Origin of the sequence: Brasilonema sp. UFV-L1 (assembly GCF_012912105.1) — a bacterium.
Taxonomy (GTDB): Bacteria; Cyanobacteriota; Cyanobacteriia; order Cyanobacteriales; family Nostocaceae; genus Brasilonema.
Map to the genome: position 1 here is coordinate 13,084 of NZ_QMEA01000015.1, position 25,010 is coordinate 38,093.

Sequence of the window (25,010 nt, forward strand, 5' to 3'; positions counted from 1 at the left end):
AGACTAATTTATAGCTTGTGTGGTGTGTTCATTTTTAGCTCCTTAAGTCGTAGGGCTGTCTATGAGCCAGTGAACGGGAACATTAGAAAAATTTGCGGTACATTCTAACAATAGCGAGGATGTGTCAATTTATGTCTGTTGTTTCCCAAGCTGCCCAAACTCATGCCCAAAGTCATGATACTCGTCAATTGGCGATTAACCCTAATCATTGGTATGTTGTTGCGCTTTCGCGTGAGGTGAAAACTCAGCCTCTAGGTGTAACATTGTGGAAACAGGCGATCGCACTCTACCGCGACAGCAACGGACAAGTCCACGCCCTAGAAGATAGATGCCCTCATCGGTTAGTTAAACTGAGTCACGGGCAAGTTATTGGCGACGAGTTGGAATGTGCTTATCATGGTTGGCGCTTTAACGATAAAGGTGAGTGTGCAGCAGTTCCCTATCTAGCAGATAATCAGAAACTCCCCAGTTGCAAAATCCGCCGTTACCCGGTCAAGGAACAAGATGGATTTGTTTGGCTTTTCCCTGGAGATGTACAGATGTTATCTGCAAATTCTCTACAACCGATGAGTGTTCCAGAATGGGATCATCTCAATTATATTGCCACAGTTTCAATCATTAACTGTAACGCCCATTATTCCTATTTAATTGAAAATTTGATGGATATGTATCACGGACATTTACATCAGGATTATCAAGCTTGGTCAGAAGCATCTTTGGAAGAAATTGACGAAGATACTCATCGTGTTGATGCTCATTATACAGCACAAAGCTATTATAATATAGACAAAATTTGGTCAATTTCACAATTATTTTTTCCGGCTTTGCGTCGTCTTCATCCTGAACCTTTGGATGTCAGTTATGTCTATCCTCACTGGGTTTCCACATTGGGCAAAGATTTCAAAATTTACTGTTTATTGTGTCCTGTAAACGAGAGACAAACCAAAGCATATTTAATTCATTTCACATCTTTAAATGCCTTTTGGCGATTACACAAATTACCTATATGGTTTCGGCGGTTTGTAAAAAAGAGTTTGTTTGGTGCAGCGCAAAAGTTTCTTGATGGTTTGGTGCGTCAAGATGTGCAGATGATAGAGGAAGAACAGCAGGCGTATTTGGAGAATCAACAGAGGCGGGGTTATGAGTTGAATCGTGCTTTGGTAAGCGTGCAGAGGTTGATGAGAAGTCAGGTTGAGCAAAGTCATCCATTTTAGATTTTAGATTTTGGAGCCAGTGCGTTGGGGAGAACCGTGGGCGGGTTTCCCCGCTTGTAGATGCCCGTGGGGCAGCGTACACATTGGGTAGCATCTGCTGTCGGCAAACTGCTGCATCTTATGTTCTCAGTAGTCCCACCGTAATTTAAATATCCACCGTTGGCTGAGCTTGCGTATATCAGACTCCATTTCTGTACTCCTTGAGTAGGTTTTCATGCTTAGCTATAGCTTACTCCCGAACCCTGCGATAACCGCACCTCATACAGACGGATACCACGACAGTCACAAAGCTTAAAACACCTTAACCTTTCTTTACAATAGAAGCATCAACAGAGGTAAAACAAGACCTCTGCAAGTTGAAATCAAAGGTAAAAGGTATGAACGGGACTATTCGCGTTGGCAATCTCTTCGGGATTCCCTTCTATATCCATCCGTCTTGGTTTTTAATCCTGTTGCTAGTGACTTTGAGCTACAGTGGTGGACTAGCAGCGCAATTTCCCCAATTAGATGGTGGATTAGCTTTACCGCTGGGATTGCTAACAGCACTATTGTTATTTTCCTCGGTTGTCGCCCATGAATTAGGACATAGCTTTGTCGCTATTCGTCAGGGAATAGATGTCAAATCAATCACACTGTTCATATTTGGTGGGTTAGCAAGCCTGGAAAGAGAGTCGAAAACCCCGGCTGAAGCTTTTTGGGTTGCAATTGCAGGTCCTTTAGTTAGTCTAGTGCTATTTGGGATACTGACAGCTATTGGTTTTGTGGCTACTCCAACAGGACCTTTGGCAGCGATTCTTGGACTACTGGCTTCTATTAACTTGGCATTAGCTCTATTTAACCTTATTCCAGGCTTGCCTCTAGATGGTGGAAATATACTGAAATCAATCGTTTGGAAAATTACAGGAAATCCATATAGAGGTGTAGTTTTTGCCAGTCGAGTTGGGCAAATCTTTGGTTGGGTAGCCATAGCCTCTGGTTTATTCCCACTACTGTTATTTGGTAGTTTTGCTAACTTCTGGAACTTGTTAGTCGGTTTCTTCTTGCTGCAAAATGCTGGAAATGCAGCTCAGTTTGCCAAAGTGCAGGAACAACTGAGTGGTTTAACAGCAGCCGATGCAGTCATCTTGGATAGTCCGATTGTGTCTGCTGATCTAACCTTGAGAGAGTTTGCTGAGGAGCGTATTTTGAATTGGCAAAACTGGAGTCGTTTCTTGGTGACTGATGAGAGTGGACAATTGGTAGGAGCGATATCCGTTCAAGATTTGCGAAGCGTCCCCACAACACTTTGGTCGGAAACTCAAGTGCGAGAAGTCATGCGAGCAGTTCAACAAGTCGTCACTGTCCAATCTGACAAACCTTTGTTAGAAGTAATGCAGCTTTTAGAACAACAAAAGTTATCTGCACTTGCGGTGATTCGTAACAATGGCGTACTCGTCGGACTTCTGGAAAAAGCTTCAATTATCAACCTCCTGCAAAGGAGAGTGCAAGCAAATCCTGCATAAGTCAGTCAATTTAACATCTTCCAAACCCAGTTTCTTGGAGAAACTGGGTTTTTAGTATTGAAGGAAAAGTGCATAAGTTGATTTCACTGACATCTACGAAAGCTCTGGAAGGATGCGGATGAAATAGCCAGAGTATGGCTCTTTTTACTGTAGTCTTATGTATCGCGTTCCCACGGTAAGAATACCAGAAATTCCGGAAAGGTTCTTTGAGGATGTGAAGCAATGATAGACCTACCAACACATTTCAAAGTCATGTCTGTAGAACTTATGCACTTTACTTTGAGACAGTTACGTTCATCAACCGCACTGCACTTACTGGCAAGGTTGAACTGACCAGAATACTGGCAATTTTTTCCATTTCTATCCCAAAGCTGCATAAGTTGATGCGTGCTTACATCTATTAAGAATACGTCAGGGTTAGTGACATGAGTGCTTAACTTCTGTTGAGCAAATCAAGTCAGACTTGACGCATAAAACTAAATTTCTGTCAAGTCTCCCCAAAGGATGCATCCCTTGGGCAGCAGCTTCACGTCAATGCGTAAGTCCTAGTAGTAAACAAGTTTTTTGGAGAAAGTTTCATGGGCATTCATGATGGATTGATAGGCTATTGGCAATTTGATGAAACAGAAGGGACTACTGTCCTCGATAGATCAGGCAATAATAATCGTGGCTTGATAATCAATGGCACTCGAAGCGATGGGAAATATGGCAAAGCTGTAGAACTTCGCGGTAGTGATGATTCACATGTCAGTATTCCTGGTTCGGTGAGCCTCAATAGCCTAATTGATCAGATTACTGTAACAGCTTGGGTGTTTCCAAATGTAGCCCCGGAGGGTTTTAAAGTCGTTGTTTCTAGACAAGTTGATACTGTTTTACATCCTGATCAGTTTTATTTAGGTTTTGGTCCAGAAAATGGCGGGATGCATTATAAGTGGCACCTTGGCACAGATGACAATGGTACTTTACGTGAAGGCGACATTTACAGTGGTATTCCAGACAACAATCGTTGGATACATCTGGCAGGAACCTACGATGGAAGTATCATGCGCCTTTTTGTTGATGGCATCGAGATTGACAATCGACCTTTGACTGGAAACATTCGAGTAGATGATAATCCTGTCACTATTGGCGGGGAAGAAAATGGACCAGCACCTCAGGTAGTGGATGGCGAATTTGAAGGACTCATTGATGAAGTTCGCATCTATAATCGTGCCTTAGATGCATCTGAAATTCGCGAAATTTTTAACCTTGACTCAGAGTGATTTAAGTGTAATTTTGACTACTCCTCAATGTCCTAAGTCTCTTTATTCACGGATAAAAGGTATTTTTCATGATTTTTGTGGAATTAGTTACCATTGCCCATATTCCCCCTTTCTCTGAAGTGACCTTGCGAACAGATAAAGATGGATGGGCAACTAATGAGATTGAAGGCAGTTACCAAAATGATCGCTGGATATTCGAGCTCGCTGATCCCAAGTATTTAACTGGCTTCCTTTGTAAGTTTGCACTCAACCAGCAGATTTGGTCTAACGGTGATAATTTTAATATTCCTGGCACCGACAACGAGCGTCATACTTTTTATCTCAGTGAGATTGGTTTTGGTTCGCCTGTGCAGCCCGTTGTTGAACTCGGTCAAACCCAGACTAAGCTTTTTGATATTTCCCGTCCAGATCCTGTCGGTCGCGAACCCTACGATGTTATTGTGATCGGTTCTGGTATGGCTGGGGGCGTATTGGCTGATCAACTCGCTGATAGCGGTTTAGAGACTTTAGTACTGGAAGCAGGGGGAGTTCCCCTAGAGACTCACATTGCAAATCTGCCTCGACGTCATTTTCCTGGTGTATTTACGAAACACGTTTGGGATCGCTGGTTTGAATATCAAGTCATTAATTATGATCAGCCTACTGATGGTAGTGAAAATGATTACGGAGGTGCCCAAGCGTTTAATTTGGGTGGTCGGTCAGTATTTTGGGGCGGTTTTATTCCACGTATGAGTTCCTGGGAGTTGGATTATTGGCCGACTCGGCTGAAGTGGGACCTAGAAGATCGCTACTATCAACTAGCTGAAGATTTGATGGGTCGTTCTACCGCACCAACAACTTACTACACGCGGGAGATTCACCGACTCTTGCGAGAACAGCTTCCTCGATACAGCCATTTCGATGCTCCGGTAGCAGTCAGACAGAATTTGACTGGAGCAAATACTATTACAACTGGCATGTTTTCCACAGCAGATTTGCTACTGGAATCATCAAGAACCGGCGGTTTTGCAGGTTCCCAAAACTTGACTGTGCGCACTCATCATCAAGTCATCAGAATCGAACCTGGAGAACCCTGTACAGTTGTTGCCCGGGATATTATTTCCGAGGAAGAACGAGAATTTACAGCCCGGTATGTAGTTCTTGCTTGTGGCTGCTTTGAAAGCGCGCGCCTTGCCAAACGCAGTAACATAGGAAATGACTTGGTAGGGCAGGGTGTGACCGATCACCCGATTGCGTTTACACATTTTTCTATTGGGCCCGATTCGCCCTATTATGATCGTTTTGGGTCTGTGAAGGTAGTATCCCAACCAATTGAGCCGCGACCAGGAGAAAATAGAATCCGTGATCCCTTTAATGTTCTGATTGAACTAGGTGCGGATTTTAATCAAGGGCGGTATCTAGATGAGGATATTTTCCGCGAAAATTCAGCAAAGCGTAATATGCTTTGCGAAATCGTTTTTCTAACAAATACGGAGTTGCTTTTAAGCAATCAAATCGAATTTGATGCAGGCAATGATTTTCGCCCGATCGCCAAAATTGTCAATCCTGGACTTCCTGACACAGTTGAAGCTAGAGTTCGGGAAATTACAGACAATATTCTAACTTCTTTAGGGGGAGTGAAGTTTAACGAAGGATTTGGCGATGGTGGGCTTGGCGGTGTCGCTCATGAAGTCGGCTCTCTTCATATGCAAGTAACAGACAGCAACAATATTGCAAAAGGTACACAGGCAGAATTAGAAGGCGTTGTCGATGAAAACGGCAAGTTTCTTGACCAGGAGTTTATTTACGCCTGCGATCTGTCGATATTTCCTACCTCTCCAGCAGCTAATCCCAGCTTAACGGCAGTCGCCCTCGCACTACGTTTAAGCGATCGTCTGGTGAGACTTGTCCGTTCTTAATCAATCCTAACCTTGACGCTCAACCGCGTGAGGGTTAAGGTTAGATTCTTTTTTGGCATTTATACATTTAAATTCATTCAGGGGAAAATGGTAGTTAGTACAGCATCGCCTCAAGTCAGTACCCATTCGGGCATGGGCAACATTGTGTATCCTGGTGGTACCGCCTTTCGCGTTTGGGCACCCAACGCCAGCCAGGTTCAAGTTGCTTTTTACGATCGCCGAGACCAAGATAATAGCAGACCTTCTCGCTTAGTTGGTTTAGCTTCAGAGAATAATGGCTATTGGTCTTGTGATGTCGCTGGGATTTCACCCGACCAGCTTTATCGCTATCAAATTACCAATCGCGATACAGGAGCGGTCTTTTATAAGATTGATCCGTATGCCAAACAAATCACTAACTCAGTTGGAAAAGGTATTGTCCGCGAATCAGAGTTTCCCTGGACGGATGCTGATTTTCGGATGCCAGACTACAATTCTCTGGTGATTTATGAGCTTCATCTAGGAACATTCGATGACGATCCAGGCGATCGCCCTGGAACCCTCGCAAGAGCAACTTCACGACTCGACCATCTACTTGAACTTGGTATCAACTGTGTTCATGTGATGCCCCCCAATGAATTCGCCGCCGATTTTTCCTGGGGATTTAATGTCGCCTTCCCATTTGCTATTGAAGAAGCTTATGGCGGGATTGTTGAATTTAAAAAGTTTGTCAATCGCGCCCATAGTTTAGGAATTGCTGTGATTACTGACAGTGTATTTAATCACTTTGGTCCTAGTGATTTACAGGATGGTTTATGGCGGTTTGATGGCTGGCATCAAGGCGAACATGGAGGCATTTATTTCTACAACGACGATAGAGAACCAACTGACTGGGGACCTCGACCTGACTTTGGACGTCCGGAAGTACGGCAATTTATCCGTGACAACGTAATGTTTATGTTAGGCGAATGTCATTGTGATGGATTGAGAATTGATAGCACGTGCAATGTCTGGGGATTCAATAACGGTCAAGGGTGGAATAACGAAGGGTTTAATTTGCTACGTTGGATTACTGATGAGAAAAACTTTTTCCATCGCTATCCCACAAATAAAATCTTCATTGCTGAAGATTGGCACAATGACGGCTGGGTAACACGTCCAACACCACAGATGGGAGCAGGTTTCGATGCTGAATGGCATTGGTTTGTCCATGAAGCGCGACATGCTTTAGAAAATCCCAACGATCAATTTCGAGATATGGACGGAATTGCTCGCGCTCTCTACGCTCGCTTCAATGGTGATGCCTTTAAGCGGGTCATCTATACTGAATCCCACGATGAATCTGGCAATAATGATGCCTTAGCTCGCCGCATCGATCCCGCCAATCCTGAATCCTGGTTCGCCAAGAAGCGAACGACCCTTGGGGCAGCTTTGGTTTTGACAGCACCAGGAATTCCCATGATTTGGCAGGGACAAGAAATTTTCTCAATTGAGAAATTTACTGACCAAGTTCCGCTTGACTGGTCTCGCAAAGAGACTTTTAACGGCATATTTCAGCTTTATCAACGTCTTTGTCAGCTTCGACGCAATTGGGACAACAACACTCGTGGACTCAGAGGACAGCACATCAACTGTCACGTCGTTGATAACCTCAATAAAGTCGTTGCCTTCCACCGTTGGAATGAAGGTGGTCCAGGGGATGATGTGATTGTGATCTTAAATTTTAGCGATCGCACTTGGGATTCTTATCGTGTAGGGTTACCCGCTTGGGGGACTTGGTGGTGTCGTTTTTCTAGCGATTGGGCAGGCTACAGCAGCGATTTTAGCAACGTGGGGGGACATCCGGTCAGCGCTGAAGCAGTGCCAAAGGATAATATGCCTCATAGTGCAGGTTTTGCGATCGGTCCCTATAGTGCTGTCATTTTTTCTCAATAAACTTCAATAAGCATTGAGGTGCCAAATCTGCTGGGAACAAAAATCAACAATTCATATCATCTCATATCATCAACGACACCCGCTAGATGTAGAGGTACCTCAAAGCTAAGTTTAGGTTTGTTAAACCTCAACTCTGACCCGTTTTCATAGTGCAAAGCGGGTTTTTTTTATTTAAGCATTTAAATCAATATTACAATGCAGCACCAGAGGATACCGTACTACAATTCAACAGCTAGACTAGAACAACAAGGTAAGCAGGCTAACAATCAAAGGAAGATTTATGATGAGCGATCGCGATTACACATTAATTATTGATAAAAGCGGTAGCATGTCTACTCCTGACCAAGCAGGTGGTAGAAGTCGGTGGGAGATAGCCCAAGAATCTACACTTGCTTTGGCAAGAAAGTGTGATCAATTTGACCCAGATGGCATCACTGTTTATGTCTTTTCTGGTAGATTTAAACGTTATGAAAATGTCACTTCAACTAAAGTTGCACAGATATTTCTGGAAAATGACCCAGCAGGCACAACTAATTTAGCAGGTGTACTCCAAGATGCAACCAATAATTACTTTCAACGTAAAGCTGCTGGTCAAACCAAGCCTAATGGAGAAATAATTTTAGTTATTACCGATGGTGAACCAGATGACCGCAAAGCAGTTTTTGAAGTCATCGTTAATGCATCTCGCCAAATGGAACGTGATGAAGAATTAGGAATTTCTCTCATTCAAGTAGGTTCAGATCCTCAAGCAACCAAGTTTCTGAAAGCTTTGGATGACCAAATGCAAAGTATTGGTGCTAAATTTGACATTTGCGACACCATTACTTTGGATGATCTTGAAGATATGAGTCTCGCGGATGTATTGATGAACGCAGTGACCGATTAATCTATCTTTTGTTATTTGTCGATGACTGATGAATGTTCACAAATATGGAGAATTAAAAAATGCTAGAGAATCGTGATTACACCTTAATTATCGACAAAAGTGGTAGTATGGCAACTCAAGACCAAAAGGGTAGTAGAAGCAGATGGATTGCAGCACAGGAATCCACTTTTGCTTTGGCGAGTAAATGCGAGCAATTTGACCCTGATGGTATTACTGTTTATCTATTTTCTGGACGATTCAAGCGCTACGAAAATGTAACCTCAAACAAGGTGTTGCAAATTTTCCAAGAGAATGATCCTTCTGGGACAACAGATTTAGCAGGTGTGTTGAAACACGCAACTGATAACTACTTTCAACGTAAAGCTGCAGGTGAAACTAAGCCAAATGGTGAAACTATTTTAGTTGTGACTGATGGTGAACCAGATGACCGTAAAGCGGTGATGAAGGTGATTATAGAAGCTTCTCGCCAGATGGATCGCGATGAAGAACTTGCTATTTCTTTTATTCAAGTGGGTACAGATTCCCAAGCAACTCGTTTTCTCAAAGTATTAGACGATGAATTGCAAGGAGCAGGTGCAAAGTTCGATATCTGCGACACTGTTACTATAGAAGATATGGAAGACATGAGTTTATCAGAAATACTGCTTAATGCTATTAATGATTAAACCATCCCCCTAACTTTTCACTGAATTGAGGAGGCAAACTGAATGTGCTGTCATAAAAAGGATTTTCTATGATGGATTCTCTTGATAAACTTTTAGCAGAACTGAAAGCTGAATATGAGGAACACAAACCCCAACAGCATCAGCTAAAAGCAAATTTTATAAAACCAGTCAACAAATTGCAAGCCAAATCTGAATTTTTAATAGATAATCTATTAGCGGAAGTCAAGGCTGATTTTGAGGAAAAAGATTTTGCTGAAAAATTGCAAAGACAGCAAGAACTTGAACAAGAACGAATTAAACAAGAACAACTTCAGGCTAAAAAATTAGAGGAATTGAAAAAGCAAGCAAAAGATTGGCTAGCAAAATTAGATCCTTTGTCTTTAGAAGGGCTTTGGTTTGAAAAGTTTGCAGAAGGATATCCGTCAAAATTAGAGGCGGCGATTGAGTATTTACAAAATAGTGAATAAATACTAATTAAGAAAAACTCAGAATACATTCCCATAAAGAAATGCGTGAGTATTGAAATAATACTCAGTCATCAAATATTTTATCAAATATTTCGTTTTTTATGATTGATTTCAGATAAATGCTTAACACCCCACTCATGCATTGCATAAAGAATTGGTTGAAGACTTTCTCCTAAAGGTGTTAATGAATACTCTACTTTAGGAGGAATTTGTGGGTAAACTTTGCGATGAATAATCCCATCGTCTTCCATCTCCCTGAGTTGTTGGGTCAGCATTTTTTGAGTAATTCCATCTAAAGCTCGCTGTAACTCACCAAAGCGTTTTATACCATCCATTAATTCTCGAATAATCAAAACCTTCCAGCGTCCACCAATGACTTTGAGTGTGGTTTCCACCTCACAAGTTAGCCTGGTGTGGTTTTGCGCTTCAGCTTTCATAGTTTCCTTTAAGTAACTACCTTACTTTTAAGTGCCTACTTCTCATCTTAACTTTACATAGTTTAAAGTTAGTACGGATAAAAAGTTTAACCACAAATAATGGGACGGGTTCGCAGCCTTTGTTTATGCGTAACCAATCTCAAACCTACTGCTTCCTAATTAGGAATTAATTCATGGCACATATCCTGCAAATTGACTCTAGTCCTCGTGGAGACCGTTCTTTCTCCCGCAAGTTCTCTGATGAGTTTATCACAGCTTGGAAAAATGCCCATCCTGAAGATAAAGTCACATATCGGGATATAGGTCACAATAGAATTCCTCATGTAGACGAATCGTGGATCGCCGCTGCTTTTACACCACCAGATGCTCGCACACCTGAGTTAACCAAAGCAATTGAATTATCAGATACCTTAGTTGATGAATTTTTAGCGGCTGACCGCTACGTTTTTGGTGTGCCAATGTACAATTTCAATGTCCCTTCTGCGTTTAAAGCGTACATTGACCAGATTGTTCGCGCTGGGCGCACCTTCGCTGTAACCGAGCAAGGTGGATTTAAAGGGCTGGTTGAAGGTAAGAAGATGCTGATTATCACGGCTCGTGGTGGTGACTTTTCTCCAGGAAGCCCCGCTGCACCCTATGACTATCAGGAGCCCTACCTTAGAACGATTTTTGGATTTATTGGAATTACAGATATCACATTCATCAATGTGGAAAACTTAGGCGCAGGTGATCAGGCTCGCGAACAGTCTTTTGCAAAAGCACACGAAGCTGTAGCACAAGCTGTTGCTAATTGGTAATTTAAATTCTCTATAGAGATTGGTTCAAAGTTATAATTAGAAACCACGGATTAACACAGATGATTTATCTGTGTGCATCTGTGGTTTCATTCTATCCCCGAATTACGTTAAAAACTTTTTAACACGAACCGCAGAGGCACAGAGCAAGTAGAGGAGAAAAATTGAGGAAGGAGAAAGCTCGTTTATATTTGTTACAGGCTTAATAAAGGTGTTCCCGTTTGTTTGGCGCTGTAGATACTGGACTATGTAGTTGATATTACTAGGCAGCATCTCCATAATATTAGACTCAGACACAGACGATTCATATATGACATCAGGTACGTAAACGAACCAGGTACTCTTGGCTTGTCCCTGATTCGGTTGAAGTGGTTGCACAAATGTGACTTTCCAGTGATCACCGCCATATCTTTGAGCATTGCGATCAATAGATGAAACACGCAATTGCTGACCTGCTGTGGCTGCGTACTTGTTTTCTTGTGCTAAATTTGATGACTGTTCTCGCCAGTCTTGTTTGAAAGTTGTGTTTGTTCTGACTCTGAGAATTGTTGAAGTTGATGTATCGCCTAATAGTTCTACATTAGGTACATAAACGAACCAGGTACTCTTGGCTTTTCCTTGATTAGGTTGAAGTGGTTGTACGAATGTGACTTTCCAATGATCGCCACCATATTTTTGAGCATCTCGATCAATAGATGAAACACTTAATTGCTGACCTGCTGTGGCTGCGTACTTGTTTTCTTGTGCTAAATTTGATGATTGTTCTCGCCAGTCTTGCTTGAAAGTTGTGTTTGTTCTGACTCTGAGAATTACTGAAGTTGATGAAACTCCTGATAATTCTTGCACATGAGGTGCGTAAACGTACCAAGTGCTTTTTGCTCTACCTTGATTTGGCTGAAGTGGTTGCTCAAAAGTGACTAACCAATGATCACCACCGTATTTTTGAGCATCTCGATCAATAGATGAAACACGTAATTCCTGACCTGCTGTGGCTGCATACTTGTCTTGTTGTGCTAAGTTTGATGATTGTTCTCGCCAGTCCTGCTTGAAAGTTGTATTTGTCTTTATTCTTAAAGTAATTGGCATTGATGCATCTCCTAGTAGGACAGTTTGAAGTCTTTGAGCTTTTGTTATTCGTCAATTGGTTACCCAAAATTATGATACCCATTTTTTGTAATATAAATGACAATATCCTAAATAAGGATTAGTCATTTTTACGTTCTCTGATTACGCTCTCCAAAAAAGCTTTAACTTGGTAAACAAACTCACAAGACACGCAATTATTAAGGTATAAAATACACCTTTCAAAAAACCTGTTAAGGGAGTCTGTGTAAACTTTAAAATTAACGGTTCAATGTGAGTTAATCTAAGAATGGGCAAAAGAAGATTGGCAAATGCAACATAGGCAATCATTGGATTTTGTCCATTGTCTATGAGTGATTGAAAAAATTTTTGCTGTTTGAAGATATCTAGAAAGATCGTAAAAGTAATCAGGAGAAAAAGGGCGATCGCCGTAGTGACAAAGTAATAACTCAACGTAGAAGGGTCTTTTTTTATTCCATTCTGAAACGGTTCAAAAAGCAAGCCAAGCACCAACCAATAAAAGCCCCATTGGTAAAAAGATTTTAGCAATCTTTCGGTATCATTAGACGGATTGACAAAGAAAAACCAGCTGATAGCACAAAGAACGAAACTCAATAATGTTGTTTGCCATACCCACCTAGCTTGTAAGCCAATGAGTAGTCCTAAACAAGTCGTCAACATTAATAAAATAATGCCGTAAAAACGAAGTTTATTCCAGCTTGGTTTTATATCCTGATTGTCTGCATGAGCTGCTGAGTTAGTTTGCAACCAGTTCCGAATGAAATCTCCTGCAATTGTTCCAGGAATCACAATAAATAAATACTTTAAATAATCAAAGCGAAAAATCCAAGGAATCGGTGAGGCTTTCCAAAGTATCGCAATCCAACTCTCCTTAACAGTGGCTGAGAACTGCAAAGCAATCAAAAAACCTAACAATCCTAGACGTAAAAACAGATTATTTCTGGTCATTAACCAGGCACATGAACCAAAAACTGCCATGTTCGCCAGAACGACTAGGATAATATCACTTCTTGAAAGTGAAAATCCACCTCCATCTGGATATTGAAGGAAAGATATGAGGATAATTGCAGCGAGAAAAGCACCAAGAGAAATCCATTTGACATATTGCCTATATTGTACGTTGACTGACAAGCGAACATACATCAAAAAGAGTATTAAAAAACCTAACAAAGCTATCCACCACGTTTGTTCTGTTGGATTTTTGTTGATTGTAAATGGTCTAAGATGTTGAAGGGATATCGCAAATATTCCTAATAAAAATCCTCTTTTCAGAATGTAAAAAATAACTTGTTTTGTTGTAAATCCTTTAGCAAAACGACTCGACAGCGCTAAAGGAATCGCTGCTCCCAAGCAAAACAAGAAAATTGGAAATACAGTATCTACCCAAGTTAACCCAGGTAGATTAGGATGAAATGTATGGGTAGGTGGCGGCTCCTGAGCATGGTACATCCAAGCTGGCAAAATCTCATACCTTATAGTGCCTGATAAAACCATTGCTAAAATTGCAAATCCACGCAGTGCATCTAGGGCGTAGGCGCGTTTCATGTTGGCGACAGTGACAGTCTTCTCCTGCATGGAAATCTCATCCTAATTCCTATGTTTTAGCTGTCATACCAATTTTCTTCTATTTTTCATCACATTTATCTTGACTTTTGATTTGATGAAATCCTTCAGCTATATCTAGTGCTTGGTGAAATGAAATTTTTCTGTTAATTGGTATACGAGGAATTTCGTAGTAGTTTTTCAAGCATCCGTACTTTAATATCCTGTTATTGTATAAATAGCTGGATAAATAGTATTTCGATGCATAGTGTTGCACCTGTTTATTAGAAGCTCCATAAGGATAAGCTATATGAGAAGCAACTTTTTTTTGTGGATCTAAATCTTGGGTACATTGTCTCAACTTAATCTGGGCTTGCTGGAGTTCTTTAACTAATTCTTTACGAGTGAGTGTTGTTAAGTCTTTATGATTTAATCCATGAGATTGAATGTCATAAAAACCTTTTTTCAAACCTTTCCTCAAGTCCTGGCATCCTAAGTGAGTTGAAGAGGTAATTCCTTTTCGTTCCATAATGCCTGGGTTGATAAACAAGACAACTTTTATTTTTTTTCCATATTTCTGTTCAAGCTTAGACAAAATGGGTAGTAAGTTCGTGTCTACTGTTTTATATCCGTCATCAAATGAAATCATGATTGGCTTCTGATTTGAATACTCCTTGGGGATTTTTTGAGATTTTGTTAAGAAAAAATCATACAAGTCTTGAGTTGTTAAAAACCAATAATTATGACGGACTAAATATTCTAAACTTTTTTCTAAATCTTGTTGTGGGTAGTGCATTTCTAGCAATTGCGAAGTAGGAGTCTTAGAATTAACGATGCCATGAAATCCCAAAATAGGAATGACAGGCTCATTAGCGAGTAAATTGAGAACAGAAATAATAATGATAAGTGTGAGGATGAAACGGAAAGAAAAATTTTTATTGATTTGATTCACTTTGATGAATTTCGTTCGATTGATTTGATGGTAGATATAGTCAGCTTTGTGGATTTGGAACTGCAGATAGACAAGGCTGGTGCTAACACCGGGTTTTCTGAAAGTCGGTGCAACTGCCGTGCAGATAAATATAGATAATTTATTTGTGTCTATCTGTAATCTTATGTTCAAAAAAATTAACTTTTGTCAGAGACTTCATCAGCTAAAGCTCACAAGCAAGGATAAAAGTAGATTTTCAAGGCAGGTCTATTGTATTACAGTATGACCGAGGTGTCGCGTTTGCTGAAAGCATTTATCATGAGTCTAGGTTTTAAAAAACAGTTGCATCTTAAATCTCTGATGACTAAACAACTTGAGTTAAATGACTACAAGCAGCAAATAGCGGATGTGTATAATCGTAGAAGTCACAACTACGATGAAAGCGAATGGCATTTGAGGATTGCTCATCGTCTGGTTGAATACGCACAAATCAACCCTGGATATGACGTTTTGGATATTGCAACTGGAACAGGTCATGTTGCAATTGAAGCGGCTCAGAGAGTTAGAGCTTCTGGTAGAATTGTTGGGGTGGATATTTCAACACAGATGCTCTCTGTTGCTAGGCGTAAGGTTGAGGCGTTGAATCTGAGCAATGTTGAACTTCAGCTGGCGGATGCTGAAGCACTAAATTTTCCAAGCAACAGTTTTGACAGAATTTTGTGCGCGAATGCATTTCCTTTGATGTCAGATATGGAAGCGACATTACGCCAATGGATGCGATTTCTCAAACCGAATGGGCTAGTTGGTTTTCACGCGCTTGCGGATACAGCTTTAGTTGGAGTTGTGATTTGGCAGAAAATTTTTGAAAAGTATGGTGTTTTACAACAGTTGAGCGAACCAACAGGTACAGTTGAAAAATGTCACAACCTGCTTGAAAGAGCTGGCTTTAAATCGATTGAAATTAAAACCGAGCAGTATGGTAACTATATTAGTTTAGAGGAGGCAAAGCAAAGGTGGACTATAAGTTCCTATCCAGCCCCCAAATTCTCTAACACTCTGTTCCAGCTTTCATCAGAGCAACTAGAACATATCAAGGCTGAATTTGATGCACAATTGGAGGCATTAGTGACAGAGCATGGAATTTGGAACGATGGTACCTCCTTTTTTGCATTCGGTCGTAAAGGAGATTGAATAGAAGTAGACAGCATCACTCATCAACGAAATCACTACACAGTAGAAAGTTATCAATTATCGATTTGCTCATTGTTTATTGATAACTGTTTATTGTTCATTGTTCATTGATTGGTGAAGTTTGGTGGTAATTGATAATTGTTCATTGTTCATTGTTCATTGATTTTGACTAAATCTGCCACGCCTTAAGCCATTTGTTCACGACTGTGTTAAAGAATTTTTTCACCTGATGCTTGCGACGCCATCTCTCGAAAGCGAGTTCGTATTCTTCGCCTTTGGTTTGAAAAGTATTCCAAGCATCAAGACCAACTGCAAACCCACAACAAAGTAAAATGTACAATGACCAGGAAAGACCTGCACCACCAATAAGATCCATAGACAACAAAAAGACATTGACAATTGCATAATTGCCAAAACGTTTCTTGAATCTACCCTGACGTTGAGCGTTAAACGCTTGACGTTGTAGCATTTCTCCTTGTTGTTCTAGCCAGTCTCGTTCTGCTTGTTTGAGTGTATCTGTGGAGATTTCTAATTCTGTCGCAATTTCCAGCAGTTGCTCGTAGGAAAATTCTTTGTCTTTGTCGTCTGCTTGACGTGCGATCGCCAGATTGAGAATTTGCTGTATATCTTCTTGTGTATAGGTTCTTGTAGACATAATTAAAATGACTGTGAAAATTTCACACTTACCATATCTATATTTATGAATCTAACAAAAAAAATTGACCCCGCCATACTTGCTGATCCCATCAACAGAAGTAAATGAGAAAAACGAGATGAACCATACAACAGCTTTGGACGAACAGAAACCTACGCTGTGCAGATTGCTTTTAGAGTGTCCAAGGAAATGAAGCGATCCATCATAACCTTACCCAATTGAGCGGAAGTCGTGCGCCTAGTCCTAGAAGAAGATTTATCCTGCGGAAAATTCACGCAACGACAACCCAACACCCAAAAAGCGCGGACGCGGTAGAACTGGCGACGGCGCAGAAACGCAAATAATCAACCGTGTACCTGAGTGCCGTGCCGCAGGCATAGGCGAAAAGTTCCTGCTGATGTGCGGGGTTTTGGCAAGGGCGGCTTAGATTTAGCAGTTCTGAAAATTCACACTCAGGGTAAGTTGCGTACACTTCCTTTAGCTACTGCTGGTTCTGCGAAAGTAGGCGATCGCGTTTTTGCTCTTGGGACTCCTATTGATGCCAACTTTAAGGATACCTTTACCCAAGGTCATATCACTCGTATCGACAAGGCAAATGGCGAGATTCAACATGATGCAGTGATTATGGGTGGTAATTCAGGAGGTCCGCTTCTCAATGTACAAGGTCAAGTGATTGGAGTGAATACATCAGGGATTGGACAACTAAACACTGGTATGAACTTTGCCTAATCCCTAATTACCTGTTAGCAATTCGCTTTGTAAAAATACAGCGCTTTGCATTTAAATGGAGTACATCCCTCCCCTTGCTAAGCTACGGTGTATATACAAGTTCTTGAATTACCCACTCATTCGGTGCAAAACCTCACCCTGCCCTATCGGGCATCCCTCTGGGAACTCGCGGAGAGGGAAAGATTTTAGCTCAGCTAATTACCCACTCATTCGGTGCAAAACCTCACCCTGCCCTATCGGGCATCCCTCTGGGAACTCGCGGAGAGGGAAAGATTTTAGCTCAGCTAAAAGCGAGGGTGAGGTTAAAAGCGAGATGTATACACTTACTTATTTACGTTCACATAATTTATGTTCATTTTCACTTAAACTGGGGTTATTTCTCAAGTAGTCATCTAACCATTGACAACTACGCTTTTGTAAATCATTGATATCCAAATTCCATAAAACTATATTATTGATATCTACTGAAGCAATGATATTCCCATCTGAACTAAAATGAACATCTGAAATATTACCTTGATGTCCTTGAAGGGTATAAAGTCGTTTTCCATCCAAATCCCACAGATTGATTTTATCTGCACTCGCTGAAAGCAGTATTTGGCTATCAGGGCTAAAGTTAACACTAGAAACGCTTTCGTTATGGTGTAAGGTTCGCAATAATTTCCCACTATCACTATGCCAAAGTTTGACTGTTTTATCAGCACTTGCAGTCGCAATAATTTTTCCATCTGGACTAAAGCTGACAGATGCAATATTATCTTGATGTCCTGATAGAGTTTGTAATAATTTTCCCTCCATGTTCCACAGCTTTACTGTTTTGTCTCCAGCAGTCGCCAAGGTTTTACCATCTGGACTAAAGTTAATACTTGTCAACAAATCATCATGAGTCTGCCAGTTGTTTAATAAGCTTCCCTCTAGATTCCAAAGTTTAACTTGTTTATCAATTCTCCCAAGAGTTGCCAGAGTTTTACCGTCTGGACTGAAACTTACATCTTGAATAGGGTTAAAAATACTATTATTAATTCTCTCATGTCCTTGCCAACTTCTTAATAAGTTTCCTGACAAATCCCACAGTTTAATTTGATTATCTTTACCGATAGTGACAATATTTTTACCAGTTGGATGAAAAAGTACCTTGATAATTTCTCCCTCATGTGCATGAAAGCTTTGCAGCAAACTTCCATCGCGCTGTCGTAGGGTGACAATTCCTTGTTGATTGCCAACTGCAATAGTTTTGCTATCTGGGCTAATACTCACACTATTGCCTGAGAAAGTGGGTAAAATGCCTTCCAAATGCCAAAGTTTGACTGTTCGATTAGCACTTGCAGTGGCGATCGCTTTCCCATCTGGACTAAAACTCACTTCAGATGCTTTACCTCCATGTCCTTTAAAAGTATAAAGTTCTTTCTTTTTCTCTACACTCCAAACTTTTACCGAATCATCTGCACTCGCAGAAGCGATCGCTTTACCATCTGGACTAAAACGCACATCTAAAACTTCATCTGTATGACCTTCAAAGGTATGCAATAATTGACCTGCTAAATTCCAGAGTTTGACAGTTTTATCTTTACTAGCAGATGCAAGAATTGTACCATCTGGGCTAATATCAACACTTAAAACCTCATCACTATGACCTTGTAAGGTTTTTAAAACCTTCCCCTCAAGATTCCAGAGTTTAACTGTTTTATCAGCACTTGCAGTGGCGATCGCTTTACCATCTGGACTAAAACTGACACTCCAGATTCTTTGGCTATGGGCTGGAATTGTTTTGATAAGTTTACCATCCAGCGTCCATAATTTGACTTGACCATTTTGGCTTGCAGTGGCAAGAATTTTGCTATCGGGACTTAAGGCAACTGCCCAAATTCCATCCTTATCTGATAATGTTAAAAAAGGATGCTCTCCAAATAAACCAGTTGTAGAATTATATCGCCATAAACTGACGGTGTTGTCAAAACTGGCAGTCGTCAGAATTTGACCATCTAGACTGAAAATAACCTTGAAAACACCATCTTTATATCCTTTTAAGGTTTGCAGTAGTCTGCCATTTTTTTTGCCAAATTTTAATCGTTCCATCTTGACTGCTTGAGGCTAAAATCTGACCATTAGGACTAAAGCTGACGCTGGTAACAGAGCCTTCATGCCCTTTGAAGCTATTGTACTCTCGAATCTGATTTATACTTTATAGGGTAGATGTTAAGAGACTGGTTTTTGTTTTAAAGTCTAAAGATTGTAATTGCTGTAATTTTTTGATGACTGGAATCAGAGAAACTAAACTTTCAACTTCATTTCCTGAGTTCAATAGCACTTTAGCAGAAAGGTTGAGAGATTTTAACTCACTCACTTGAGCTTGTTGTCGTTGGGATTCTGCTTGCTGCCATTGCAATAAAGCGACGCTAGTTAAGAGCAGTGATACCACTAAACCACCAGTTAATCCGATAAAAATCCTTTGGCGATCAGCATTTTTCTCTTGTTCATCTCTCTCTCGTAATTCCAAACTCAAATTAATAAAAGTTTGTTCAGTAGCACTCATTTGATTTGAGCGGTACAGTAACCATTCTTCAGCATCTATTAAAGGTTTACCTCGCAACAATGCGCCTGCATCTTGATCGCTATTTTCCCATTGTCGTATTGCTGCCCTGAGTTGCTCTTGCCAAAGGCGAAACTCTCCATCTACTCTCATCCATTGTTTCAATCTTCGCCAGTTGTTAATTAACGCCTCATGGATAATTTCAACAGTTTCGATTTTGGTGATTTCATGGCGGTTTGTTACCACTAATCGTGCATCTGCTAACCTTGCAACAATCTCCCAGTTGTCTTCTCCTACTTCCTCACGAGTTGCTAAACGGCGGATATCTGCGCTTATTTCTATGGGTTGTATTATGGGTTGTACTAACTGAATAAATATCTGTTGCACCCTTTCCTTATCTGTTACACTCAGTTGAGCATATATTGCTTCTGCATGATTTGCTAAAGCGGTTTCAACGCCACCGATGTCTGTGTAAGCTTGATGAGTTAGCCATCCGTGCCGTTGTTTGTGCCACAATTGAGTTAAGGTAAATTCGAGCAAGGGTAAGTGATTGGGAGAGTGCAACACCGCATCAATCAAACGTTGGGTTAATCCTGGTTCTAACTGGACGTTGAAGCTATGAGCTGGTTTTTCTATCGCTGCTGCTAATTCTTGAGTATTCATGGGACTCAAGTTTAATTGAGCATCCTGCAATGCATCTGCAAAAGGACGGTAAGATAAAACCTCTCCAAAAAAGTCTGCCCGTAAGGTTAAAACCAAAGTAAAACGCGGAACGTTCTCAACTGCATTCAGGAGATTATCTAAAAAGATTTTGCGTTCTTTGGTATCGTGACAAAGGGTGTAGAGTTCTTCAAATTGATCAGCAATGACAACTAGGTGAGATTTGGGTGAAGCTGTCGTGATAGATTCAATGAAGTTTTGTAAAGCGTAAGCGCTCTCTTTTAACTCCACTTCCAGTTCTAATTCTACCAAACGGGGATTAGGAAGAGGAAAGGGAGCAGGGGGCAGGGAGAGTGGGAGAGTGGGAGAGTGGGAGAACTTCACCTCATCCCCTGTTGCTTCTTTCCCATTCTCTAGTTTTCGATAAAGAGCGATCGCTAAAGATTCCGAAGGGTTATTACCAGGGCGAAACGAAACAATCAACCAATCATGCTTTTTATCTCGCTTTAATTGTGGAACTAATCCAGCAAACACCACTGAAGATTTACCACTTCCAGAAGCACCAACCACTGCTACTAAATGCTTTTGCTTAACAGCAACAACTAACTTTTGTGTGACTCCTTCTCGCCCATAAAAATAAGGTGCATCTTCTTCTCGGAATGCAGCTAATCCCTGATAGGGACAGTGAGAAATTGCCCCCAGATTCTGCCAAGTCGGAGGCATTTCTAATAAATTCTGGACAATGACAGGTAACCAACTCGCGCAAGGGTAATCTTTCTCCAAACCCTGCAATTTTTTTCGAGCTATATTAACAGATTGATAAAGAGATTTGCCTGTGGTAAACTCTTTAAAAAAGTTTTTTAAAAACTGATGTGCTACCGTATCGGGTACAGGTTCGCGCATCACAATAATTTGAGGAATATGCAAACTTTCTAACTCAGCCGCAATTCCTAACCCATCACAAGAGTTGAAAAAAGCTAACTGTAAACCTCCTCTCACGGCGGTTTGCAGTCCATACCTCAACTCATCCATAGTTAAACTATCGGTGCCGTTGAGAAAAATTCTGCCTTTTGTTGACTCTGTGCGACTATGCCCAGAAAAAAAGAGAATATCCCACCCTTTGTCATCCCAAAGATGTGCGTTGAGTTCTGCAGGTGTTGGTTCGACTAAAACAACTGTTTCAGCTTTTTGGCAGTATTCTTTGAGGAGTTTCTCATCTTCAGCAACGTTAATTCCTTCGCTATTGCCCAAAATAATTAAGATGCGGATATTCGGGCGATCGCTTCTTTGAAAACGCTGCGACGAAAGAGAACTGAAAGCAACTTCTGCATCAGGATAAGACTCAAATAAATACCATAAATGCCAAGGTAATTTCCGCAGTTGAGGTTCAGTCGTGCGGATAATCACTCGCACTTCATCACCAGGAGTTAATTGTGTTAAACATTGCTCTTTAATCAGACGAAACGAATCTGCTTGTAACCAACTCATCAAACTCTGCTTGATGATTTCTGCCTTTTCATGGCATTCCTGTTTCAGAGATTGAAATTTAACATGAAAAATCTGCTCTTTTTTCGGTTTAATGCGGTGTCCATCCAGACTACGATAAATCTTAGACCAGTCTTGATAAATATTAGGTAGGGTGGCAAGCGGAGGTAATCTGAATTCGTTGTCACTTAGCTCAACATCGGGAAGTGAACCATCTTCGCCAATTTCCAAACTAACACGAAACCCCTGATCGAAGGAACCATCCAGTTTGAGGACAACTAACTTTTTCATGGTGTTACCACTCCTACCTCGGCATAAAACCTCTATTTTGAGTTCGGTTTGCTTGGCAACATTTTACGCGATTGAGTGGAATTGTCACAGAAATTTACAAAAGAAAAATCCTAATCTACATAGATTGCGATCGCACTACCGTTCCTAAATTCTCCTAGACATCCCATAGCCTGTGATCTGAAACCACATTGCATAGATACATTCCATTGGTTAATAATGCGACTACCTCTTTGCAAAGCAATTTTACGCACGTAGAAACCTTCACCATCTGCTACATTAGCAAGTTGAGTAGGGCTAAGTATGAGGATAAAGCAATAGCGTCTGGAGCATAGTTTGAGATTGGCAGTAGCATTATTGAAAGCTCCTACCACTGTATAGTCACAGGTATATTTTTCACCGTTGAACGCAATGGTGCAAGTTGATGGATAATAGGTTTTGTGGGCTGCAAAATAATCTGCTGGTCTTGCTAATGTGGGGTTAGCATTGAGGCTTAATAGACCAACTGAGGTGAGCACAGATGCTACCATTCTTTTCAACATAATTCTTCCCCTTGTAAAAATCCTTGTTATGGGTGATGCAACCTTGTTGATTGCTTCTATTTGTGTTTCTGTACCCGTTCGGTGTTTTTATGCAGGTGGGGAAGATGGTTACAAAAGTTTACTGTTTGTGGAAATTATAAAAACTAAAAACCCAGCTTGTTTGCAAAGCGAGGTTTTTTCAATTGACTTGATTGATTTGTAAATTTCTGACTTGAACTCAGAAGTCCCAAAGAATCATATTAATGTAAGAATTCAGCACCAATGAGGTCATTCGTCAGAATTTCTAAGGAGTCTATGATTTTTGGTATATTCATTTCATCAAATTTTCTCCTGATTGTTTAACTCTTCTGACTCCTGAATTGGCTCTGTGAATTCTTACATATTAACCTTGATTTTGCACTAACCAAGCTTCTAAATCGGTTAACACCGAAAAATCAAGTAAAGCTTCTCCCAAGTCTTCAACCTGTGTTAATGGTAGAGATTGAATTTTTAATTGTAGTACAGGCGGGACAGTTCCAACTTTACGGCGAAGTTGTCGCATAATTAGAGAAAGTGCTTCTTCCTGCAAAATATCCTGATAAATTACAGACTCGCGCATAGCATCACTCCGTAATAACCTTTTAATCAGTTCCTTGTTTAATACTAGCCCAGCTAATATTGCCGTTGACGCAGCAATATTACTTTGTATTCGGGTGTCGTTTATTTGCTCAATAGCTTCTGCAACCTGTTGTAATGTTCGCGTTTTGTCATCAGTTTGACTCAGGGTTGCAAACGGTAACAAACCTGGAGTATTTAAGAATATGTCACTAGATTGCTCCCAAAGACGAATAACTCCAAATTCATGACGGGTACTTTCTAAAACAAAAGCAGTTTGCTGGACTAATTCGGATGTGGTGGGTTGCAGGTAAATCACAATCTGACGCATCCGCTTGCGGGGAAATCTGCGATACGCCCTTAAGCGATAATCAGCCATGCGAAAAGGAATTTCGGCTTTTGCTTCGGTTTGGAATTCGATATGCAAAACAATTTCATCTGACTGCAACAAAATTAACGCATCCGCTCGAATCGGTTCGAGGGATAATTCTGATGGGCTAAGTTGGGTGAGTGTAATAGATTCGCCGAGTAGCCAGGTGGCAAAATCGGCTGAGAATGACTCTGCTAAAAAGCGACACACATTATCAAACATAGATAGGCATTATATCAGCCATGTTTTACGTCTACTATGGTTTTTGTATAACCAGTTTATACATTTGTTAATTCATCTTTAGCTCAAGTGCCTTAATAAGAGGAAGCTAAGATAAGAGTTTTATTCATATTTAAAAATCACAAAATATGGTAGAGAACCACGATTTATAATCGCCTTAAACTTGAAAATCTCTCGTTTCCTGCGACTCACCATAAACCACCATAATTTGAAACTTTTCCCCCAACTCAGCACTAAACTCCAATTGAATCCAATTATCTTCATCTCTAGATGTGACTTCTAAAACTATTGCTCCTGATTCATCACTAATACTTAACTTCACCCCTTCAGGTAAAACATTTTGTCCTACCGGATATACTTGAGTTAAAATGTCAACCTCTCCCTGACTTTCTGAAGCCACTTTCACCACTAACGCAACAGAAAGTTTATCAAGATGCACCCCCAAATCAATTTTTTGTCCCCGCGTCATGCTCACAGCACTCTTAAAAGCCAGTCCCAATTGTTGAGGATTTAAAAGATTTTCAATAGTCTGCCAACCTGCATCTACAAATCCATCTAACCATTGTCCAATTTTTACCAAGCTTGATGAATCTTCTTCCTCTGGAGACTTAGCCACTTCCAGTTCGCTAAGATAAAGTAAAAAATCTTCCAAAGATTGCAACTGACTCAGAGAAACTTCAGCCGCTGCTTGGGTTGTAAAACCTAAAATTGTTGCTTCTTTCAAAGAAGAATTGAATTGCACAGCCACATAACCAACTCTATCCTCCCAAACCTCCGGTGGAATCGCGCATACTTCTGCTTTTGGCAAAACAGAACGGCATTCTAATTTACCGATACCTTTGACTTCTAAATCAGCCACATCCATCAATTTAGTTGCTAAATTATTGCGGCTGTCACTTTCTTTCCAATCCGTTGCAAATCCCATACACTGTAGATAATTCTCTACAGCATACACAGCCAAAGTATTCAGATAAACCTGTTTGCGCTTCACAGTGTTAGAGATGCCTTGACTATATTCTTGAGCAATGGCATGAGCTTCAACAGATAGAGGAACGCTAAAGGTTAGTTTATTAATGATGCTATTCATAAGAAATTCTCCAAAATTTGACC

The 25,010-nt window shown here is 40.7% G+C and carries 23 protein-coding genes; 12 read left to right on the forward strand and 11 right to left on the reverse strand.

Annotation, left to right across the window (positions count from 1 at the left end):
• The first annotated feature begins 131 nt into the window (after window positions 1-131).
• The 8 genes from DP117_RS07135 to DP117_RS07170 all read left to right on the forward strand — a co-directional run bounded on the left by DP117_RS07135 (window position 132) and on the right by DP117_RS07170 (window position 9,808).
• A complete protein-coding gene (locus DP117_RS07135) occupies window positions 132-1,214 on the forward strand; it encodes an aromatic ring-hydroxylating dioxygenase subunit alpha (protein ID WP_169217624.1) in 1,083 nt (360 codons plus the stop codon).
• Between the two features lie 377 nt (window positions 1,215-1,591).
• Window positions 1,592-2,716, forward strand: coding sequence for a site-2 protease family protein (locus tag DP117_RS07140; RefSeq protein WP_169217625.1), 1,125 nt, complete (start codon window positions 1,592-1,594; stop codon window positions 2,714-2,716).
• Between the two features lie 578 nt (window positions 2,717-3,294).
• Window positions 3,295-3,978 (forward strand): LamG domain-containing protein, encoded by a 684-nt coding sequence (locus DP117_RS07145; protein ID WP_169217626.1) that lies wholly within the window; start codon window positions 3,295-3,297, stop codon window positions 3,976-3,978.
• A 68-nt stretch (window positions 3,979-4,046) separates the two neighbouring features.
• The gene (locus DP117_RS07150; protein ID WP_169217627.1) at window positions 4,047-5,876 is read left to right on the forward strand and encodes a GMC oxidoreductase; all 1,830 of its coding nucleotides are present in this window, start codon (window positions 4,047-4,049) and stop codon (window positions 5,874-5,876) included.
• 87 nt (window positions 5,877-5,963) lie between these two features.
• On the forward strand, window positions 5,964-7,790 hold the full coding sequence (locus tag DP117_RS07155; RefSeq protein ID WP_169217628.1) for an alpha-amylase family glycosyl hydrolase: 1,827 nt from the start codon (window positions 5,964-5,966) through the stop codon (window positions 7,788-7,790).
• Window positions 7,791-8,070: 280 nt separating this feature from the next.
• Window positions 8,071-8,676, forward strand: a complete 606-nt coding sequence (locus tag DP117_RS07160) for a VWA domain-containing protein (protein ID WP_169217629.1) — start codon at window positions 8,071-8,073, stop codon at window positions 8,674-8,676.
• 59 nt (window positions 8,677-8,735) lie between these two features.
• Window positions 8,736-9,341 (forward strand): VWA domain-containing protein, encoded by a 606-nt coding sequence (locus DP117_RS07165; protein WP_169217630.1) that lies wholly within the window; start codon window positions 8,736-8,738, stop codon window positions 9,339-9,341.
• A gap of 71 nt (window positions 9,342-9,412) precedes the next feature.
• On the forward strand, window positions 9,413-9,808 hold the full coding sequence (locus tag DP117_RS07170) for a hypothetical protein (protein ID WP_169217678.1): 396 nt from the start codon (window positions 9,413-9,415) through the stop codon (window positions 9,806-9,808).
• A gap of 83 nt (window positions 9,809-9,891) precedes the next feature.
• On the opposite strand, the gene DP117_RS07175 is transcribed toward DP117_RS07170, so the two are convergent.
• Window positions 9,892-10,245, reverse strand: a complete 354-nt coding sequence (locus tag DP117_RS07175; protein ID WP_169217631.1) for a helix-turn-helix domain-containing protein — start codon at window positions 10,243-10,245, stop codon at window positions 9,892-9,894.
• A 173-nt stretch (window positions 10,246-10,418) separates the two neighbouring features.
• Between DP117_RS07175 and DP117_RS07180 the strand changes: the two genes are divergently transcribed.
• Window positions 10,419-11,042 carry an FMN-dependent NADH-azoreductase gene (locus DP117_RS07180; protein WP_169217632.1) on the forward strand — a complete coding sequence of 208 codons (624 nt, stop codon included), beginning with the start codon at window positions 10,419-10,421 and terminating at the stop codon, window positions 11,040-11,042.
• Between the two features lie 102 nt (window positions 11,043-11,144).
• Here the strand turns inward: DP117_RS07180 and DP117_RS35330 are convergent, their stop codons facing one another.
• The 3 genes from DP117_RS35330 to DP117_RS07195 all read right to left on the reverse strand — a co-directional run bounded on the left by DP117_RS35330 (window position 11,145) and on the right by DP117_RS07195 (window position 14,601).
• Window positions 11,145-12,125: a hypothetical protein gene (locus DP117_RS35330; protein WP_211175964.1), complete on the reverse strand. Its 981-nt coding sequence runs from the start codon at window positions 12,123-12,125 to the stop codon at window positions 11,145-11,147.
• A 141-nt stretch (window positions 12,126-12,266) separates the two neighbouring features.
• Window positions 12,267-13,718 (reverse strand): DUF5009 domain-containing protein, encoded by a 1,452-nt coding sequence (locus tag DP117_RS07190; RefSeq protein ID WP_169217633.1) that lies wholly within the window; start codon window positions 13,716-13,718, stop codon window positions 12,267-12,269.
• A gap of 49 nt (window positions 13,719-13,767) precedes the next feature.
• A complete protein-coding gene (locus DP117_RS07195) occupies window positions 13,768-14,601 on the reverse strand; it encodes a polysaccharide deacetylase family protein (protein WP_339381052.1) in 834 nt (277 codons plus the stop codon).
• 333 nt (window positions 14,602-14,934) lie between these two features.
• Between DP117_RS07195 and DP117_RS07200 the strand changes: the two genes are divergently transcribed.
• Window positions 14,935-15,807, forward strand: a complete 873-nt coding sequence (locus tag DP117_RS07200; protein WP_248277572.1) for a methyltransferase domain-containing protein — start codon at window positions 14,935-14,937, stop codon at window positions 15,805-15,807.
• Window positions 15,808-15,976: 169 nt separating this feature from the next.
• Here the strand turns inward: DP117_RS07200 and DP117_RS07205 are convergent, their stop codons facing one another.
• Window positions 15,977-16,462 carry a 2TM domain-containing protein gene (locus DP117_RS07205; RefSeq protein WP_169217634.1) on the reverse strand — a complete coding sequence of 162 codons (486 nt, stop codon included), beginning with the start codon at window positions 16,460-16,462 and terminating at the stop codon, window positions 15,977-15,979.
• A gap of 360 nt (window positions 16,463-16,822) precedes the next feature.
• Between DP117_RS07205 and DP117_RS07210 the strand changes: the two genes are divergently transcribed.
• Window positions 16,823-17,191 (forward strand): S1C family serine protease, encoded by a 369-nt coding sequence (locus DP117_RS07210; protein ID WP_169217635.1) that lies wholly within the window; start codon window positions 16,823-16,825, stop codon window positions 17,189-17,191.
• Between the two features lie 327 nt (window positions 17,192-17,518).
• Here DP117_RS07210 and DP117_RS36040 read toward each other — a convergent pair whose 3' ends face one another.
• The 4 genes from DP117_RS36040 to DP117_RS07220 all read right to left on the reverse strand — a co-directional run bounded on the left by DP117_RS36040 (window position 17,519) and on the right by DP117_RS07220 (window position 22,696).
• The gene (locus DP117_RS36040; protein WP_248277573.1) at window positions 17,519-19,267 is read right to left on the reverse strand and encodes a WD40 repeat domain-containing protein; all 1,749 of its coding nucleotides are present in this window, start codon (window positions 19,265-19,267) and stop codon (window positions 17,519-17,521) included.
• Window positions 19,206-19,370 carry a WD40 repeat domain-containing protein gene (locus DP117_RS37195; protein ID WP_339381053.1) on the reverse strand — a complete coding sequence of 55 codons (165 nt, stop codon included), beginning with the start codon at window positions 19,368-19,370 and terminating at the stop codon, window positions 19,206-19,208. Before DP117_RS37195 ends, DP117_RS36040 begins: the two co-directional genes overlap by 62 nt.
• 3 nt (window positions 19,371-19,373) lie before the next feature.
• Entirely contained in the window at window positions 19,374-22,157 is a 2,784-nt protein-coding gene (locus DP117_RS36050; protein ID WP_248277574.1) for a CHAT domain-containing protein, read from the reverse strand.
• A 110-nt stretch (window positions 22,158-22,267) separates the two neighbouring features.
• Window positions 22,268-22,696, reverse strand: coding sequence for a hypothetical protein (locus DP117_RS07220; RefSeq protein WP_169217636.1), 429 nt, complete (start codon window positions 22,694-22,696; stop codon window positions 22,268-22,270).
• Between the two features lie 28 nt (window positions 22,697-22,724).
• Between DP117_RS07220 and DP117_RS07225 the strand changes: the two genes are divergently transcribed.
• Window positions 22,725-22,898 carry a hypothetical protein gene (locus DP117_RS07225; protein WP_169217637.1) on the forward strand — a complete coding sequence of 58 codons (174 nt, stop codon included), beginning with the start codon at window positions 22,725-22,727 and terminating at the stop codon, window positions 22,896-22,898.
• A gap of 180 nt (window positions 22,899-23,078) precedes the next feature.
• Here the strand turns inward: DP117_RS07225 and DP117_RS07230 are convergent, their stop codons facing one another.
• Together DP117_RS07230 and DP117_RS07235 are read right to left on the reverse strand one after the other, a co-directional pair.
• Entirely contained in the window at window positions 23,079-23,882 is an 804-nt protein-coding gene (locus tag DP117_RS07230; protein ID WP_169217638.1) for an Rpn family recombination-promoting nuclease/putative transposase, read from the reverse strand.
• A 175-nt stretch (window positions 23,883-24,057) separates the two neighbouring features.
• Window positions 24,058-24,987: a DUF1822 family protein gene (locus tag DP117_RS07235; RefSeq protein WP_169217639.1), complete on the reverse strand. Its 930-nt coding sequence runs from the start codon at window positions 24,985-24,987 to the stop codon at window positions 24,058-24,060.
• Window positions 24,988-25,010: the final 23 nt, after the last annotated feature.

Bases quoted from the DNA above. Each gene is read 5' to 3' on its own strand.
- DP117_RS07135 (WP_169217624.1), top strand. From the start codon at position 132: ATGTCTGTTGTTTCCCAAGCTGCCCAAACTCATGCCCAAAGTCATGAT.
- DP117_RS07140 (WP_169217625.1), top strand. From the start codon at position 1,592: ATGAACGGGACTATTCGCGTTGGCAATCTCTTCGGGATTCCCTTCTAT.
- DP117_RS07145 (WP_169217626.1), top strand. From the start codon at position 3,295: ATGGGCATTCATGATGGATTGATAGGCTATTGGCAATTTGATGAAACA.
- DP117_RS07150 (WP_169217627.1), top strand. From the start codon at position 4,047: ATGATTTTTGTGGAATTAGTTACCATTGCCCATATTCCCCCTTTCTCT.
- DP117_RS07155 (WP_169217628.1), top strand. From the start codon at position 5,964: ATGGTAGTTAGTACAGCATCGCCTCAAGTCAGTACCCATTCGGGCATG.
- DP117_RS07160 (WP_169217629.1), top strand. From the start codon at position 8,071: ATGATGAGCGATCGCGATTACACATTAATTATTGATAAAAGCGGTAGC.
- DP117_RS07165 (WP_169217630.1), top strand. From the start codon at position 8,736: ATGCTAGAGAATCGTGATTACACCTTAATTATCGACAAAAGTGGTAGT.
- DP117_RS07170 (WP_169217678.1), top strand. From the start codon at position 9,413: ATGGATTCTCTTGATAAACTTTTAGCAGAACTGAAAGCTGAATATGAG.
- DP117_RS07175 (WP_169217631.1), bottom strand. From the start codon at position 10,245: ATGAAAGCTGAAGCGCAAAACCACACCAGGCTAACTTGTGAGGTGGAA.
- DP117_RS07180 (WP_169217632.1), top strand. From the start codon at position 10,419: ATGGCACATATCCTGCAAATTGACTCTAGTCCTCGTGGAGACCGTTCT.
- DP117_RS35330 (WP_211175964.1), bottom strand. From the start codon at position 12,125: ATGCCAATTACTTTAAGAATAAAGACAAATACAACTTTCAAGCAGGAC.
- DP117_RS07190 (WP_169217633.1), bottom strand. From the start codon at position 13,718: ATGCAGGAGAAGACTGTCACTGTCGCCAACATGAAACGCGCCTACGCC.
- DP117_RS07200 (WP_248277572.1), top strand. From the start codon at position 14,935: ATGAGTCTAGGTTTTAAAAAACAGTTGCATCTTAAATCTCTGATGACT.
- DP117_RS07205 (WP_169217634.1), bottom strand. From the start codon at position 16,462: ATGTCTACAAGAACCTATACACAAGAAGATATACAGCAAATTCTCAAT.
- DP117_RS36040 (WP_248277573.1), bottom strand. From the start codon at position 19,267: ATGGAACGATTAAAATTTGGCAAAAAAAATGGCAGACTACTGCAAACC.
- DP117_RS36050 (WP_248277574.1), bottom strand. From the start codon at position 22,157: ATGAAAAAGTTAGTTGTCCTCAAACTGGATGGTTCCTTCGATCAGGGG.
- DP117_RS07220 (WP_169217636.1), bottom strand. From the start codon at position 22,696: ATGTTGAAAAGAATGGTAGCATCTGTGCTCACCTCAGTTGGTCTATTA.
- DP117_RS07225 (WP_169217637.1), top strand. From the start codon at position 22,725: ATGGGTGATGCAACCTTGTTGATTGCTTCTATTTGTGTTTCTGTACCC.
- DP117_RS07230 (WP_169217638.1), bottom strand. From the start codon at position 23,882: ATGTTTGATAATGTGTGTCGCTTTTTAGCAGAGTCATTCTCAGCCGAT.
- DP117_RS07235 (WP_169217639.1), bottom strand. From the start codon at position 24,987: ATGAATAGCATCATTAATAAACTAACCTTTAGCGTTCCTCTATCTGTT.